At 62.2% G+C, this 16,095-nt stretch carries 11 protein-coding genes, 1 pseudogene and 2 CRISPR repeat arrays; of the genes and pseudogenes, 9 read left to right on the forward strand and 3 right to left on the reverse strand.

Annotated elements, in window-relative coordinates:
- Positions 1–95 precede the first annotated feature (95 nt).
- The 4 genes and pseudogenes from cas1c to B7X49_RS16565 form a co-directional block, all read left to right on the forward strand.
- Positions 96–968: pseudogene (cas1c, locus tag B7X49_RS16550) on the forward strand (type I-C CRISPR-associated endonuclease Cas1c); the annotation flags it as partial.
- A 7-nt stretch (positions 969–975) separates the two neighbouring features.
- On the forward strand, positions 976–1,266 hold the full coding sequence (gene cas2 / locus B7X49_RS16555) for a CRISPR-associated endonuclease Cas2 (RefSeq protein WP_286840261.1): 291 nt from the start codon (positions 976–978) through the stop codon (positions 1,264–1,266).
- A gap of 181 nt (positions 1,267–1,447) precedes the next feature.
- Positions 1,448–2,858: direct repeats of the CRISPR family, unit length 32 nt; unit sequence GTCGCCCCTCGCGTGGGGGCGTGGATCGAAAC.
- 128 nt (positions 2,859–2,986) lie between these two features.
- A protein-coding gene (locus B7X49_RS16560; protein WP_408735603.1) for an IS3 family transposase occupies positions 2,987–4,467 on the forward strand; the annotation gives its coding sequence in 2 pieces (ribosomal slippage) (positions 2,987–3,416 and positions 3,416–4,467; 1,482 coding nt in all).
- A 90-nt stretch (positions 4,468–4,557) separates the two neighbouring features.
- A CRISPR array of direct repeats spans positions 4,558–7,278; the repeat unit is 32 nt; unit sequence GTCGCCCCTCGCGTGGGGGCGTGGATCGAAAC.
- A 101-nt stretch (positions 7,279–7,379) separates the two neighbouring features.
- Complete coding sequence (locus B7X49_RS16565) at positions 7,380–8,015, forward strand: recombinase family protein (protein ID WP_286840264.1); 636 nt, start codon at positions 7,380–7,382, stop codon at positions 8,013–8,015.
- A 123-nt stretch (positions 8,016–8,138) separates the two neighbouring features.
- On the opposite strand, the gene B7X49_RS16570 is transcribed toward B7X49_RS16565, so the two are convergent.
- Complete coding sequence (locus B7X49_RS16570) at positions 8,139–10,724, reverse strand: arsenate reductase (azurin) large subunit (protein WP_286840265.1); 2,586 nt, start codon at positions 10,722–10,724, stop codon at positions 8,139–8,141.
- A gap of 34 nt (positions 10,725–10,758) precedes the next feature.
- Positions 10,759–11,247 (reverse strand): arsenate reductase (azurin) small subunit, encoded by a 489-nt coding sequence (locus B7X49_RS16575; protein WP_029314338.1) that lies wholly within the window; start codon positions 11,245–11,247, stop codon positions 10,759–10,761.
- 144 nt (positions 11,248–11,391) lie between these two features.
- Here B7X49_RS16575 and B7X49_RS16580 point away from each other — a divergent pair, with 144 nt between their 5' ends.
- Genes B7X49_RS16580 through arsH form a run of 5 tightly spaced genes read left to right on the forward strand, consistent with a single transcriptional unit; the run spans position 11,392 to position 14,766 of the window.
- Entirely contained in the window at positions 11,392–11,784 is a 393-nt protein-coding gene (locus tag B7X49_RS16580) for a helix-turn-helix transcriptional regulator (protein WP_035231894.1), read from the forward strand.
- Complete coding sequence (locus tag B7X49_RS16585; protein ID WP_286840271.1) at positions 11,781–12,305, forward strand: arsenate reductase ArsC; 525 nt, start codon at positions 11,781–11,783, stop codon at positions 12,303–12,305. Before B7X49_RS16580 ends, B7X49_RS16585 begins: the two co-directional genes overlap by 4 nt.
- Positions 12,302–12,724 carry an arsenate reductase (glutaredoxin) gene (arsC, locus tag B7X49_RS16590; RefSeq protein WP_265637259.1) on the forward strand — a complete coding sequence of 141 codons (423 nt, stop codon included), beginning with the start codon at positions 12,302–12,304 and terminating at the stop codon, positions 12,722–12,724. Before B7X49_RS16585 ends, arsC begins: the two co-directional genes overlap by 4 nt.
- A gap of 22 nt (positions 12,725–12,746) precedes the next feature.
- A complete protein-coding gene (locus B7X49_RS16595; protein ID WP_286840276.1) occupies positions 12,747–14,066 on the forward strand; it encodes an arsenic transporter in 1,320 nt (439 codons plus the stop codon).
- A complete protein-coding gene (gene arsH / locus B7X49_RS16600; RefSeq protein WP_286840279.1) occupies positions 14,059–14,766 on the forward strand; it encodes an arsenical resistance protein ArsH in 708 nt (235 codons plus the stop codon). Before B7X49_RS16595 ends, arsH begins: the two co-directional genes overlap by 8 nt.
- A gap of 46 nt (positions 14,767–14,812) precedes the next feature.
- Here the strand turns inward: arsH and B7X49_RS16605 are convergent, their stop codons facing one another.
- Positions 14,813–15,760 (reverse strand): integrase, encoded by a 948-nt coding sequence (locus tag B7X49_RS16605; RefSeq protein ID WP_286840282.1) that lies wholly within the window; start codon positions 15,758–15,760, stop codon positions 14,813–14,815.
- Positions 15,761–16,095 lie beyond the last annotated feature (335 nt).

Below are 16,095 nucleotides of genomic sequence, written 5' to 3' on the forward strand. Positions count from 1 at the left end.
AGCAAGGTTGGCGTCAGCACCCATATTTTTGCTCAAACTCAATGACTTAAGCCACACCCGCCAGCGAATCCCTGACATGCGGCGAATAAGATGGGCTAGCCGCCTGCGCCGAAGCCGGGGTAGCCGTCTCTCTCCTTACCCCGAACGGCAAGTTCATCGCGCGGGTCGAAGGGCCACGCAGTGGTAACGTTCTACTCCGCCGAGCACAGTATCGGCTGGCCGACAACCCGCTCGGTGCCACCGCTATCGTTCGTGGAATCGTTGCCGCGAAAACAGCCAACCAACGTACCGTTATCCGCCGCGCCTTGCGCGACCATGGCGAGGGCATGGCCACAGCGGCACGAGCCGCAACGAACATCGCGGAAACCAGACTGACCGATATCGCGCGACGGGCACTACAAGGTACTGAAATCGCCGGTCTTCGCGGGATCGAGGGCGAAGCTGCCCAGGTTTACTTTTCCGTCCTCGATCACCTCATCTTGGTTGAAGACCGGTCCTTCGCCTTTACCGGCCGCTCCCGCCGGCCACCATTGGACCGGATCAATGCGTTGCTATCCTTCCTTTACGCCATGCTCGGGCACGATTGCCGATCCGCGCTGGAGAGCGCTGGTCTCGACCCACAAGTTGGCTATCTGCACTTGGACCGACCAGGCCGAGCGAGCTTGGCGCTCGACTTGATGGAAGAAATGCGCCCGGTACTGGCAGATCGCCTAGCACTAAGCCTGGTGAACCGGCGGCAATTGGTAGCGAAGGACTTTGTCGTGGAAGCCGGCGGTGCGGTTTTGCTGACTAATGCTGCCCGAAAAGAACTACTGGTTGCCTACCAGGAGCGGAAAAAGGATGAACTGACGCATCCTTTTCTCGGCGAGAAAGTAACTCTTGGGTTGGTGCCGCATATTCAGGCGCAGTTGCTAGCCCGCCATCTGCGCGGCGATATCGACGGCTATCCAGCGTTCATTTGGAAATGACAATTACATGTTGATGCTCATTACCTACGATGTGAGCACAATTGATCCCGCTGGCCGCAGGCGGCTGCGCCGGATTGCAAGAGCCTGTCTGGATTACGGCCAGCGGGTACAGAATTCAGTGTTCGAATGCGAGGTTGATCCCGCGCAATGGGCTGCGTTGCGAGGCCGTCTGATCTCAGAAATCAAGGTCGACGAAGACAGCCTACGATTCTATCGTCTCGGCGCTGACGGTCAACGTCGAGTGGAGCACGTCGGCGCAAAGCCCGCGACTGATTTAGAAGGTCCGCTGCTGTTCTAGGCCAGCGCGAACATGGAGCTGTTGGGACTTTGTGTGCACGTTCGCGCTGAGAGTGATCTTTGATAATTGAATAGGTTAGCGACCTGTCGTGTGATCAAATTTTTCCGGTATGCCGTTCAAGCGACAGGTTCGCGCATTATTAGTGATTTATCGTCTAATTATCTTGTGATAATCAAACGCCGTCGCCCCTCGCGTGGGGGCGTGGATCGAAACAAAGTGATGCCGGCGAACATCGAAAACACCGGCGGTCGCCCCTCGCGTGGGGGCGTGGATCGAAACCGGTATCTCGACAGCGCAGCTGCAGATGCTGCAAGTCGCCCCTCGCGTGGGGGCGTGGATCGAAACGAGAGTGCCTATCGGCGGACCAAGGCGATCGCCGTCGCCCCTCGCGTGGGGGCGTGGATCGAAACGCTGCATAGGCCATTTGTGCAAGCACTCGCTGCGTCGCCCCTCGCGTGGGGGCGTGGATCGAAACCGTCCGGTGACGTGGCAGTGCGACCCGCCGCTGGGTCGCCCCTCGCGTGGGGGCGTGGATCGAAACCAGTGTGCATGAGCACCTGGAGGGACCGATGGAAGTCGCCCCTCGCGTGGGGGCGTGGATCGAAACAAAACCCGGCAGGACAGGTTGAAACATCGGAGTGTCGCCCCTCGCGTGGGGGCGTGGATCGAAACAACCGGATATCGTAGCCGTTGCCTAGCGTGCCCGTCGCCCCTCGCGTGGGGGCGTGGATCGAAACCGGGGCGATGGCTGGATTGCGGCGATTTTTCCATAGTCGCCCCTCGCGTGGGGGCGTGGATCGAAACATCTCATCCGGGTTTTTTTGTGCGGCGTCAGCCGGTCGCCCCTCGCGTGGGGGCGTGGATCGAAACTGAGCACAGATCGGCGTCGGCCCAAGTCGATCCAGTCGCCCCTCGCGTGGGGGCGTGGATCGAAACTTCGTAGTCTTGATCATCTACCATGGCGAAAAGCGTCGCCCCTCGCGTGGGGGCGTGGATCGAAACGCCTGCACCCACCGCGCGACGATCTCGCAGCAGGGTCGCCCCTCGCGTGGGGGCGTGGATCGAAACTTTCCCGATCAGGCGCCATACGGCAACGTGGTGAGTCGCCCCTCGCGTGGGGGCGTGGATCGAAACATCGCCACGCAATCGCAGAGCGCGGCCATCGCATGTCGCCCCTCGCGTGGGGGCGTGGATCGAAACAGTCCTCGAAAAACCTCCACGTCGGCGGCTCGCGTCGCCCCTCGCGTGGGGGCGTGGATCGAAACAGCTTGGGCACTCGCGCAGTCGCAGGGCATGACGTCGCCCCTCGCGTGGGGGCGTGGATCGAAACATCCTACTCACCTCCCAACCCGGTTTGCGGCGCGTCGCCCCTCGCGTGGGGGCGTGGATCGAAACCATCAACCCTCGCCACGATGCGGCTCGGCTCCAGGTCGCCCCTCGCGTGGGGGCGTGGATCGAAACGTCCTGGTCGCCGCGAACACATGCTTGAAGTGAGTCGCCCCTCGCGTGGGGGCGTGGATCGAAACAGCACGCGCGAGCAGCTGCTGGCCAGCGGCATCGGTCGCCCCTCGCGTGGGGGCGTGGATCGAAACACCGGCCTCCGCGACTTGGCGTTTCATCCGGAGGTCGCCCCTCGCGTGGGGGCCCTCCGTGCCAATGACGATGAGACACGAACCCCCCGGGAAATTACCCTTGAGGGCGTAGAAGGTTTACATCGATCATGCCCATGATTTCACCATCCCCCATCGAGGCGGCAGCCGGTGCCGGTGCGGACGGCGGCCGGAGGCCGACGGTCGTGCCGGCGCCGGCTGCCGCCTCGCCGGAATTATCGCCACGGCCGCAGCGCCGGGTGTTCAACGTGCAGGACAAACTGCGCATCCTGGCCGAGACCGATCGCGCGTCCCAGCCCGGCGACATCGCCGCCATTTTGCGCCGCGAGGGCCTGTATTCCTCGGCCCTGACCGACTGGCGGCGTCAGCGCGCTGCCGGAGCATTTGGCGCGTTGGCACCGCAAAAGCGCGGGCGCAAGGCGGCACCGGTCAACCCGCTGGCCGCTGAAATGGCCGCACTCCAGCGCGACAATCTGCGCCTCACCCGCCGCCTCGCACGCGCCGAAGCCGTCATCGATGTGCAAAAAAAAATTGCGACGCTGCTCGGGATCCCGCTGGACCCCAGCGACGACGCGACATGACCAACGCCATCGCCGCTCTTGCACCCGCCGACGGCATCACCAAAGCCGCCTGCGCCGCACTGGGGCTGTCCCGCGCCAGTGTGCAACGCCGACGCGCCATCCAGGCAAAACCGCCAGGGCTGCCACGGCCACGCCAGCAACCGCCCCGCGCGCTGAACGCCACCCAACGACAGATCGTGCTCGATCTGCTGCACGAACCCCGGTTCGCCGATCAGGTGCCGGCCGAGATCTTTGCCACCCTGCTCGACGAAAACACCTACCATTGCTCAATCCGCACCATGTACCGCCTCCTCGGCAGCAACATCGCGGTGCGCGAGCGACGCGCGCAGTTGCGCCATCCTGCCTATCAAAAACCCGAATTGCTCGCCGAACGCCCCAACGAGGTTTGGACCTGGGACATCACGAAACTGATGGGGCCGGCGAAATGGAGCTATTTCTACCTCTATGTCATCCTCGACATCTTCAGCCGTCGCGTTGTCGGCTGGTGCATTGCCGATGCCGAAACCGCCAGCCTGTTCCGCCCCCTGTTCGATGACGCCATCGTCAAACATCAAGTTCCCCCGGGCCAGCTTACCCTGCATGCCGATCGCGGCGGCCCGATGAAAGCCAAGGCCACCGCCCTCCTTCTCGCTGATCTCGGCGTGACCAAGTCACACAGCCGGCCGCATACCTCGAACGACAACCCGTTCTCCGAAGCCCATTTCAAAACCCTGAAATATCAGCCGCAATTCCCCAAACGCTTCGGCTGCATCGAAGATGCAAAAACCTTCTGCCGCGGCTTCTTTGACTGGTATAATCAGGACCATCACCACGCCGGAATCGGCTTGATGACACCCGATCAGGTCCATTACGGCCAGGCCGATCAGGTCTATGCCGCGCGCCAGACCACGCTTGATCACGCGTTCCGCCGGAACCCCGAACGCTTCGTCAACAAGTCACCAGCTCCACCAGCCAAACCAACCGCAGCCTGGATCAATCCACCCATCCCAACGCTCAAAGCCCAAGTCTAAATGCCAGACCCGGGTGTCTCATTGTCGTTGACACGTTCCGGGGCGTGGATCGAAACACATTGCAGGACGGTGTTGCCGAGAACCGCCAACGTCGCCCCTCGCGTGGGGGCGTGGATCGAAACGTCCAGATCGAGCGCGTCGATACCCGATCGCCAGTCGCCCCTCGCGTGGGGGCGTGGATCGAAACCGGTGATCGTAATGGCGGCCGTCGCCGCGACAGCGTCGCCCCTCGCGTGGGGGCGTGGATCGAAACCGTGCCCATACCCTGAAACGGCCCCCAGCCATCGTCGCCCCTCGCGTGGGGGCGTGGATCGAAACATCAGCTACAGCGGCGGATTACCGATGATCACCGTCGCCCCTCGCGTGGGGGCGTGGATCGAAACTGCTGTGCACAGGCTGCCGCATGAGCGAGGCGTGTCGCCCCTCGCGTGGGGGCGTGGATCGAAACGGCGCATTGCGGAGCGGAGCGTAGTGCTCTCGCAGTCGCCCCTCGCGTGGGGGCGTGGATCGAAACGGTTGCGAGGGTGACGGGGATGGGCGGTTGCGCGTCGCCCCTCGCGTGGGGGCGTGGATCGAAACTCGGCATGGAAGCCGGTCTCTCGACGCTCGAAATGTCGCCCCTCGCGTGGGGGCGTGGATCGAAACAGCGTGCCGCCGACATAGCCGAGCGAGAGGAACGTCGCCCCTCGCGTGGGGGCGTGGATCGAAACGATGCGGGCCAGTTCGTCGGCGCCGGGTAGTGCGTCGCCCCTCGCGTGGGGGCGTGGATCGAAACAGAAAATCCGGCGAACTCACGCCCTCCGGCGTCGTCGCCCCTCGCGTGGGGGCGTGGATCGAAACATCAACGCCGGCGCCGCAGCCTCACCGCTCGCGAGTCGCCCCTCGCGTGGGGGCGTGGATCGAAACAACGATATCAAAACAGCGATCGCGCAATTCCGGCGTCGCCCCTCGCGTGGGGGCGTGGATCGAAACATCAATCAGCGCCCGCATAATCGCCGCCCGCATGTCGCCCCTCGCGTGGGGGCGTGGATCGAAACTACGAGTGCGGGACCGAGGCTCGTTATCCGGCGTGTCGCCCCTCGCGTGGGGGCGTGGATCGAAACAATGCGACTGGCGGAACCTATATTGATCAAAGTGGTCGCCCCTCGCGTGGGGGCGTGGATCGAAACGACGGTGGATAAAGGTCCGAATTATCAAGATAAAGTCGCCCCTCGCGTGGGGGCGTGGATCGAAACACCGTGACCGATCCCGAAGGTGTCGCACTCGCGCCGTCGCCCCTCGCGTGGGGGCGTGGATCGAAACTACGGTGCAAGGGCCGGTATTCTCAAACTCCCCTGTCGCCCCTCGCGTGGGGGCGTGGATCGAAACTGGCCTGGCGCACGGCCAAGAGCGAGAACAAGGAGTCGCCCCTCGCGTGGGGGCGTGGATCGAAACGCGACCAGAAACACCGACCATCCGCTGAACCCGGTCGCCCCTCGCGTGGGGGCGTGGATCGAAACGGGCGACGCAGGGTCGCCATCGATGTGCGCGCGGGTCGCCCCTCGCGTGGGGGCGTGGATCGAAACCGGTGGCGTCTACGGCATTCCCGCCCGTCAACGGTCGCCCCTCGCGTGGGGGCGTGGATCGAAACAAGGCGGTGATCGATCGCGAGATCGCGGCGCATAGTCGCCCCTCGCGTGGGGGCGTGGATCGAAACACGGCGATTGCAGCGTCAATTTCGCCCTGAGGATGTCGCCCCTCGCGTGGGGGCGTGGATCGAAACCTTGACTGCCAGCGACGTCGCCGAAGCCAATGGCAGTCGCCCCTCGCGTGGGGGCGTGGATCGAAACCTTTGACCCAGGCGGAATCGCGATCGTGAGCACGGGTCGCCCCTCGCGTGGGGGCGTGGATCGAAACATGGGCGATCGGCGGGTCAAGCGCATTCCGTTTGTCGCCCCTCGCGTGGGGGCGTGGATCGAAACCGTTGCCTGTGCAATCCTAATCAGAACAGGCCGGTCGCCCCTCGCGTGGGGGCGTGGATCGAAACTGCGCACGGCTTCAATGTCCAATCGGTTACTGGAAGTCGCCCCTCGCGTGGGGGCGTGGATCGAAACAACACCCTGACCAACGCCACGCTGGTCCTGACCGTCGCCCCTCGCGTGGGGGCGTGGATCGAAACTTGCATTGCGCCGATATCCGGTAAAAAGCCCATGTCGCCCCTCGCGTGGGGGCGTGGATCGAAACATCACCTCGTCGGCGATCAGGGCGTTGTCGCGTGTCACCCCTCGCGTGGGGGCGTGGATCGAAACTAGCGCTGCCACAAGCTATCTAATCGTATGTCTTGTCGCCCCTCGCGTGGGGGCGTGGATCGAAACTAGCACGAACGTCCCATCACCGACGTTCGGCGCGTCGCCCCTCGCGTGGGGGTGTGGATCGAAACGGAAATCGAACCAATACAGCCCCGGCGCGCAAGTCGCCCCTCGCGTGGGGGCGTGGATCGAAACCAGCCGAGGGCGCGATGGCGGTCGTGCCGGGCGGTCGCCCCTCGCGTGGGGGCGTGGATCGAAACCGGTATCGTCGGTGATATAGGTCACGCCGCAACGTCGCCCCTCGCGTGGGGGCGTGGATCGAAACGGCACACCGTTGCGCACACCCCACACGATCGCTGGTCGCCCCTCGCGTGGGGGCGTGGATCGAAACCACTTGAGCGAGAGTACCGGTGCGCCGCCAGCGAGTCGCCCCTCGCGTGGGGGCGTGGATCGAAACGTGCCGTGGCTCTACACCGGACGGTGGCACTATCGTCGCCCCTCGCGTGGGGGCGTGGATCGAAACTCGGTCGTCCGAAAACGATCGTTTTCGGTCAGGCGATTTCGCCATGGCCAAAACATAGGCTTGAGGTGGTTTTGCACATAGCGGGATATCGGCCATCCCTTTTGGACGAGTTATATGCCCTTGCCTCGACCATCGACCATCGACCATCGACCATCGACCATCGACCATCGACCATCGACCAATCGGCCGATAACCAGGTGATGGAGGTCAAGGGCGCCGGCTTTGCGATCCAAGCCGGCCGCGTCGTCACTGAGACAATTTCCGGCGGGGCTCCGGCAATGAACCGGCCTTTTATTTCGCCCCTGCCTGACCAGCACAAAACGGATGACGTGCTTGTTGTCACCAAACTCGATCGTCTCGGCCCCAACGCCCTCGATGTCCGCGCGACAGTTGATGCGCTCGCCGGCCTCGGCGTTCGGCTGCATTGCCTCTCCCTCGGCGGGGTCGATCTGACCAGCTCAGCTGGTCGAATGACCATGCAGGTTATCGCGGCCGTGGCAGATTTTGAAAGAGACCTGCTTATCGAGCTGGCCCAAGCTGGCCTCGCCCGCGCCCGCAGGACCGGCAAGGCAATTGGTCGGCCTGGTGCTCTGACGGATGATCAGAAAACAGACATCGCCACTCAACCGGTGATCGGTGCGCCAGTTTCCGCACTCGCCCGCACGTATCGGATCCGTCGGCAAACCATAAACCGAACGCGAACGGCCGCCTCCACCATAACTCCTGCCACTGATTAGCCGGGCCTGAATGTTCGTCGATCTTTTCCCATCCTTTGATATTTTCAGCCGTTTTCCTGCCCTAAAGACACTCGCTTGCGGCGCCATGTCGATTAAGTCAACAGACGAGTGGCGGATGTTTCATCAGGTGAAATGGTTGGTTGGTCGGAAACTGGTCGTCGCGGCAACGCTGGCGAAATTACCTGACAATTTTCGAATTCCAACACGGGTTCCTTTATACCATGGGTTTGTGCTCATCGGGTCAGTGTAGGGCGACGTGAGGCTGTTGGATGTGCCGAGCCAGTGGTACATCAGCGCAAACACCGTCCCTGCCGGCACTGCATCGGTCTCATAGACTGCAAAGGTCTCGTTGCCCTGATCGTTGTGGATCATCACGATGTCACCGTCGCTGACACCGAGTTTTTTCACGTCCGCAGGATTGATCTGCACGAACGGCAATGGCGTCGTTTCGGTTTTCTCGGGCAGGTGGCGCATGTGGTAGCTGGTCTGCCAGAGTGGCTGGCTGCGGCCCATGGTGAACCAGAATGGATATTTGGTCCGGTCCGATTTCAGGTAGCCCGCAACCACCGTGGCGGAGGCGTGGTCATCCCACGGCCGGGTACCGTACCAACTGAATTTGCCGTCCTTGGTCATGAAATAGAATGTCGAATAGAGCCGCTTGGTGCCGACCAACTCACCGGTGCTCGGGTCGGTGCGAACCGGGGTTTGGATGCCCTTCTGGCCGACTTTGCGTAGGTAGCCATAGTCAACACCCTTGAAGCTTTCAGGATCGAGCGTGCTGGCCCGCGAGGCCGGAACCTTCGTGTTCATTCCGGCATAAAGGTCGTCCTGGATCGATTTGACGACATCCGCGCCATGTTTCCAATCCATGCCGGCAAACCGCTTGGCTATATCGGCCTTGCCGTCGGCCTGGTAGAGCGCTTCAAGTTTCTGGCCGACCAGACCGTGGATTTCCCAATCCGGCTTGGCGTCGCCCGGCGGGTCCATAAACCGGTCATCGAGCCGCATCAGGCGGTCACCACAATTGAGCGAAATGTTTTCCGCCTCACCCCATTGCGCCGCCGGCAGGATCAGATGCGCGTCACGGGTACTCTCGACCATATAGATGTTCTGCACGGTGACGAACAAACCGTTGGTCTTGTCCAGCCCTTCAAGAATGCGCGCGGCAAGGTGCTCCATCGACGCGGGCTCGCCATCGCCCTGCTTCTGCGCCGACAGGTAGTCGGTCAGCGCCTGCGCCCGCTCGCCGACCCGCTTGCGGAAATAAGCATTGTTCTGGGCCGCCAGATACGGATTGCAGCCGGTCAGCCAGAAGGTTTTGCCCTTGCCGTCCTGCACGTATTTATCGACATCCGGCGGTGGTTTCGGGCCGGGATAATCGGGACGCGCATAGCCCTCCTGATGCCCGCCGACCCGTCCGGTTCCCGTGCCTGGCCGGCCGATATTGAAGGTGAGCGCGCCGATCTGGGCAATTGCCGCAACCGCGTCATATTGCCGATAGTTCCAGATCACGCCCTTCTCGTAGAGGATCAGGCTGCGCCGCCAATGGCCGCCAGGCTTGGGCTGGGCGATCCAGGCAGCCGCCTGCTCGATCTGCGCCACCGGCACGCCGGAGATTTTCTGCGCGCGAGCCATGAAGTCCTTGTAGGGCATGTGCAGTTCGAGGGATTTCTTCTTGTAGTCCTCGAAACTCGTCATATCGGTGTGCTGGTTCAGGAAGTCCTTGTTGTAGTATTTTTTCTCCCACACGGCGCGTGCCACCGCGTTCATCAGCATGTAGTCGGTGCCAAGATTGGGCCGCAGGTGAAGCACCTTCGCGCCGGTTTCACGCGCCACGTTGACCGTTGCGGAAATCCGCGGATCGACGATGACCATGCGCGCGGGTGCGATCGCCTCGCCATTGGCGTAGTGCGTCTTCTTCTCGTCCTTGGTCGCACCTTGCAGGTTGGGCATCATGTGCGCGACGAAAAACACCGTCGCGGTTTCGTAAGCGTTGGAGCCCCACAGCATGATGGTGTCGGCGAGGCGCGCGTCATCGTAGCAATAATTCAGCTCATGCACGCCGCGATCGCGGGTGCCCCAGGTTTCTGAACTGTAGCCGGGCCGATTATGGATGCCGACATGCTTCATCTGCAGGCCGGTGAACAGCAAGCGCCCCGTGCCATAGGTGTTCTCCATACCCCCACCACCACCGCCATGGTCGTAGATTTTGGAACAAAGCTCGTCGGCACCGTACTTGTCGGCGACACCCTTGATCACCCGTGCCTGCAACTCGATCGCGGCGTCCCATGGGATCGCGTTGAACTCCGTCCCGACGCGCAACAGCGGATAGTGCAGCCGCGCCTGAGTCGGTCGGCTGTCGGACCAAGTCGTTTTGGCGTTGACCGCGCCGCGGCTCGAATGGTTACCCATCGGGTTGATCGGCGAATCGTGCGCCGGCACGATCGCGACGTGATAGGTTCCGCCATTGCGCTTGCGGATCGTTGAATGCATCGACTCAGTGTAGGAAAATCCTACGATCGGTGGCTGTGGGCTGGAGAAATCGATCCCGAACGCGTTGTCGCCGGACTTCAACCCACCGGCGAGCCCGTCTGGCCAGACATACACCTTGTAGCCGCAACCGACCGTGCAATACTGGCAGACGGTATTATAGGCTTCCGCATTGCTGGGCGGCAGCGGGACGGATTCTTCACGGCGGTACAAAGCCATTGTCGTTTCCCTTGATTCTTTTGGAGTTTCCCGCTCAGGCGGCGTCGCTCGTCCGGCCCCAGATCAGGCCGGACATGCGCTCGGCGTGGATGTCGCCTGCGCTATCGATCCTGAGTTCGATTTGCGGTAAATAATCCGACGCCAATCCCTGATAGGGTACGCCGTTCCGTGCGGGATCGAACATCGATAAATGGCACGGGCAGACGAACCGGCCGTCCTTGAATGCTACAGGGCAGCCCATATGCGTGCAGATGCCCGAGAAGGCGACGATATCGCCCGATGAACCCGCACCTTGATACGCGGGCTCCGCAAGCTTCAACAGCCAGGCGGGTGACGTTGCATCAGGGTATTGAAAGGAAACCGGCTTACCGGCGCTGAGCTGATTGACGTTTCCCACTTTGACCGAAGGCCAGGGTTTGCCATCCGTCATAACCATGTCCGCCGTGGCGAGCATGGGAGTGGCGACAGCGCCTGCAACCGCGGATGTCCGTATGAAGGTTCGACGTGACACTTTCATTGGCATTTCTCCCCACTCTTTTGATATTACGACTCTTATAGAATCGTAATCTACAAACCGTCAAGAAACTTTCATATTTCAGTCCGCACGATTTGCTTGACGCAATCGGCGTGTCGGCTTTAGGACGATGACCTTACGATAAATGTGGAAATGACGATGCCTCGGACTTCAAAAACAGATCCTGCCTGGATGGTTACTGCGCTAGCTGCTCTCGCTCATGAGCATCGGTTGGCGGCCTATCGGCTCCTTGTCGAGGCCGGTCCTTCGGGTATCGCGGCCGGAAACATCGCTGAAAAACTTGGCCTGGTCCCGTCCTCGCTCACCTTCCATGTTCAGGCACTCCGCAATGCGGGGCTGATCAGCCAGCGGCGGGCGAGCCGGCACGTCATCTATGCTGCGGACTTCACGGCGATGAACACGCTGGTGGGATTTCTCGTCGAGAACTGCTGTGGGCAGGGAATCTCCATCTGCGGCCCGGCCTGCGATCCTGCACTGCCCTCAGCGAAGCAGAAAACGATGCGCGCGAAGGCAAAATCGGCATGAGCGACCAGCCGCTCAACGTGCTGTTTCTCTGCACCGGTAATTCCGCCCGCAGCATCCTGGCCGAAAAGTTGGTCGAACGCTGGGGCGATGGCAAGTTTCGCGGCTTTTCGGCGGGCAGCCATCCGCAACATGGGGTGCATCCGCGCGCGCTTGCGGTCCTGGATGAGGCCGGGCTCCCGACCGCCGGACTACGCTCGAAATCATGGGACGAATTCGCGACACCCAGCGCTCCGGTAATGGATTTCGTGTTCACCGTGTGTGATGATGCCGCGGGTGAGGTCTGCCCAATCTGGCCGGGGCAACCCATGACGGCGCATTGGGGCGTGCCAGATCCGGCGTCCGTTACCGGAAGCGACCTCGAACGCACCGTGGCATTTCGGGCCGCGTTTCGGATGCTCGAAACCCGTATCAAATTGTTCGCCAGCCTGCCTTTCGCCAAGCTGGAACAGGCGTCGCTCAGGCGCCGCGTGCAAGAGATCGGTCGGATCGGGTCGAGCGCTGATGAGGGTTCGGCGGCATGACCATTACGATCTACCACAATCCCGATTGCGGCACGTCGCGCAACGTGCTCGCTCTGATCCGCAACTCCGGAATCGAACCTACGATTGTCGAATATTTGAAAACCCCGCCATCGCGCGAGACCCTGATCGATCTGATCACCCGGATGGATGTGCCGGTGCGCAGCGTGTTGCGCGAAAAAGACACCCCCTACGCCCCGCTCGGCCTTGCCGACCCAACCTTGTCCGACGCCGCGTTGCTCGACGCCATGATGGCACACCCGATCCTGATCAATCGCCCGATCGTAGTGACGCCGCTTGGCGTCAAACTCTGCCGGCCTTCTGAAACCGTGCTCGACATCCTGCCGACACCGCAACGCGCTGCCTTTGCCAAAGAAGACGGTGAGGCCGTGATCGATGCCGCCGGTCGGCGCGTCCCCTAAACTTTCCAGTCCGAGGCTCTTCATGCTCGCTCTTGCGGTGTTCATCGCAACCCTTGTGTTCGTCATCTGGCAACCACGCGGCCTCGGCATCGGCTGGAGTGCGATGGCCGGCGCGATCGTCGATCTTGCCATTGGGGTGATCCACTGGCGCAATATCCCGACGGTCTGGCACATCGTCTGGAACGCGACCTTCACCTTCGTGGCGCTGATCATTATCTCGCTCCTGCTCGACGAAGCCGGTCTGTTTCGTTGGGCGGCCCTGCATGTCGCGCGCTGGGGCCGCGGCCGGGGCCGGGTGCTCCTGCCGCTGATCGTGCTGCTCGGCGCCGCTATCGCCGCGGTATTTGCCAATGACGGCGCGGCGCTGCTGCTCACCCCGATCGTGATGGCCATTCTGGTCGGTCTCGAATTTCCAGCCGCCGTGGCGCTCGCTTTCGTCATCGCGACCGGCTTCGTTGCCGACACCACCAGCCTGCCGCTGGTGATTTCCAACCTGGTCAACATCGTCAGCGCCAATTATTTCAAGATCGGCTTCGATCGCTACGCGGCCGTCATGGTGCCGATCGATATCGTCGCACTGATTGCGACCCTCGCCGTTCTGGGCATGATGTACGGCCGCACCGCCAACCGAACCTACGCCATCGCAGCACTGGATATCCCCGCATCCGCGATCCGCGATCCTCTGGTGTTTCGGGCCGCCTGGCCGGTTCTGCTGCTGTTGTTGATCGCCTATTTCATCACTGCACCGCTCGGTGTGCCGGTATCCTTCGTCACCATCATCGGCGCGCTCGTGCTGTTGGCCCTGGCCGGCCGCGCCATCGGACGCGGCGCCCCGATCATCGAAATTCGCCGCGTGCTCCGCTCGGCACCCTGGCAGGTGGTGGTGTTCAGCCTCGGGATGTATCTGGTGGTCTATGGCCTGCGCAACGCGGGTCTGACCAACTACATCGCGCAGGCCCTCAGGGTATTTGCCGCCCATGGCATCTGGGCCGCCTCGCTCGGCACCGGCATCCTGGCGGCCGTGCTCTCCTCGATCATGAACAACATGCCGAGCGTACTGGTGGGCGCGCTGGCGATCGGCCAGCTTGGCCACGTCGCCCCCCGCATCCACGACGCCATGGTCTATGCCAACATCATCGGCTGCGATCTTGGCCCGAAATTCACCCCGATCGGCAGCCTCGCCACCCTGCTGTGGCTGCACGTGCTGGCGCAGAAGGGAACCCGGATCACCTGGGGGCAGTACATGCGTATCGGCCTGATCATCACACCGCCCGTGCTGCTCGCCTCACTCGCCGCACTTGCGCTATGGCTTCCCGCCGTGGGAGCAATCGGCAATGGATGATCCCGTGGAATTTCCCGCGCTGCGCCCTGGCTTGCTGGCACCGCCAGACTTTTCTCGGCTAGAACCGGCGTCACGCGCCACCCACAAACCCCGCGTCCTGTTGCTCTACGGTTCGTTGCGAGAGCGGTCTTATTCGCGGTTGCTGACCCTGGAGGCCGCCCGGCTGCTCGATCTGATGGGTGCCGAAACCCGAATCTACGACCCGCGTGAATTGCCGGTCACCAACACGGTGCCACCCGATCATCCGAAAGTACAGGAGTTGCGCGCGCTATCGATCTGGTCCGAAGCACAGGTCTGGTGCAGCCCGGAACAACACGGCGCGGTGACCGGAGTGATGAAGAATCAGATCGACTGGATCCCGCTGGAAGTCGGCGCGGTGCGTCCAACCCAAGGCCGGGTGCTGGCGGTGATGCAGGTTTCGGGGGGGTCGCAGAGCTTCAATGCGGTCAACACGCTGCGCTTGCTTGGCCGTTGGATGCGCATGGTCGTGATTCCCAACCAATCCAGCGTCGCCCGCGCCTACGAGCAGTTCGACGAAGCTGGTCGCATGCTGCCTTCGCCGTATTACGACCGCGTGGCGGACGTGATGGAGGAACTGCTGCGGTTTACGTTGCTGCTGCGCGACCGCAGCGACTATCTGGTCGATCGCTACAGCGAACGGAAGGCGCACCATCCCCCTGTCGATGTCAAAATCATCTGACCTCTTCGCGATTATCCGCTTAAATCAAAATTCCAGAGAAGTTTCATCATGCCCGCGCTTGCCGACCGGCGCATTCGTGTTTCGTTCTGGTCAAGCGTACGTAAAATTCACTTTCGTGTCCGGACCCCAAGCAATCGAACCCTTCGATCACCAGCCCGGCCATCTCGGCGCGATACGCCAGGATCCGCCGCACGGCATCCGGATGCATCCCGACATCCCCAATGGTGTCGCCGGTACTGATCCGGCGGAATAAAGGTCCTGATTTGCGGGTGGCGATCTCCATCCAGTCCTGGAATGCCCGGACCGGGCAGGTCTCGACATGGCGGCCCCGCGGCACGCCGATCTCAGCCCCCTCCCCTGCCTGGTCGGTCTTGCCGCGCCGGATGCGGAGCCACAGCCCGCGGGCGTCCTCGGCGATATCATCGACCTGGAGCGCCACCAGTTCCGAGCGGCGCAGCGCCGCGGCAAAGCCGATCAGCAGCAAAGCGCGATCGCGCCGGCCGCGTGCGGTGCGATCGCAGGTGGCGACGAGCTGGCGCAGCATCGGCAGTGTCAATGCCGCCGCCTTCTGCACCGCGCGGCCGTGGTTGCGGATTGCCCCGCGCAGCGGGTGCTGGATATCGCCATGGGCGGGGTTCCACGGCAGATCATTGAACCGGTGCATCGTGCCGATCGCCGCCAGGCGCCGGCGGATCATGGTGGGCGCATGAGAGCCCGCGAGGCTGGAGAGATAGGCGCCCACCACGGCCGGGGTCGCCGGAACCGCGACAAAGCCGGTGCGGTCGCACCAGGCGGCATAGTGGGTCCAATCCGCTTTGTAGGCGCGCAGGGTCGCGGGTGCGACCGCCTGACGGGCAAACGCCTGAGCCTGTACCAGGGCCGCCTGGCCACCCGGCGTCAGGACTGGCGCGAACGCCAAGCCTTGGGATTCCGCGGGATCTGCCAGGATCTCACCGTCGAGAGCCCGACCAGAGTCGGAACGTTGATCGACCATGATGCGACCGATTGGTCGGCAGTGGGATGATAGCAACCCGAATAATTCCACTACGCGCGATAATATGCGTTATCGAGACTCAGTCTCCTTCTTGTCGCTCTTCATTATTAATATCGACAAAACTGTTAACTCAATAAAATTATGGCTCATCGCCCGAAATAAATTATACTATTTAATACATAAACTTGATTATCAAAGTCTTTATCAGGGGATTAAACGCGTATTGTCATTATACTATTATGCGTGCCTATCCGGTTAAGTCAGACACCCACTACATGTGGGGTGGACCCATGCTCCCGAATAAAGCTGGGCATAGGTTGGCGCCTCGGCGCCGC

The organism is Acidiphilium sp. 34-64-41, from assembly GCF_002282635.1.
Classification (GTDB): domain Bacteria; phylum Pseudomonadota; class Alphaproteobacteria; order Acetobacterales; family Acetobacteraceae; genus Acidiphilium; species Acidiphilium rubrum.

Excerpts from the sequence above, each read along its gene's own strand:
- B7X49_RS16570 (WP_286840265.1), bottom strand. The coding sequence starts at position 10,724 with ATGGCTTTGTACCGCCGTGAAGAATCCGTCCCGCTGCCGCCCAGCAAT.
- arsH (WP_286840279.1), top strand. The coding sequence starts at position 14,059 with ATGGATGATCCCGTGGAATTTCCCGCGCTGCGCCCTGGCTTGCTGGCA.
- B7X49_RS16585 (WP_286840271.1), top strand. The coding sequence starts at position 11,781 with ATGAGCGACCAGCCGCTCAACGTGCTGTTTCTCTGCACCGGTAATTCC.
- B7X49_RS16605 (WP_286840282.1), bottom strand. The coding sequence starts at position 15,760 with ATGGTCGATCAACGTTCCGACTCTGGTCGGGCTCTCGACGGTGAGATC.
- B7X49_RS16595 (WP_286840276.1), top strand. The coding sequence starts at position 12,747 with ATGCTCGCTCTTGCGGTGTTCATCGCAACCCTTGTGTTCGTCATCTGG.
- B7X49_RS16575 (WP_029314338.1), bottom strand. The coding sequence starts at position 11,247 with ATGCCAATGAAAGTGTCACGTCGAACCTTCATACGGACATCCGCGGTT.
- arsC (WP_265637259.1), top strand. The coding sequence starts at position 12,302 with ATGACCATTACGATCTACCACAATCCCGATTGCGGCACGTCGCGCAAC.
- cas2 (WP_286840261.1), top strand. The coding sequence starts at position 976 with ATGTTGATGCTCATTACCTACGATGTGAGCACAATTGATCCCGCTGGC.
- B7X49_RS16580 (WP_035231894.1), top strand. The coding sequence starts at position 11,392 with ATGACGATGCCTCGGACTTCAAAAACAGATCCTGCCTGGATGGTTACT.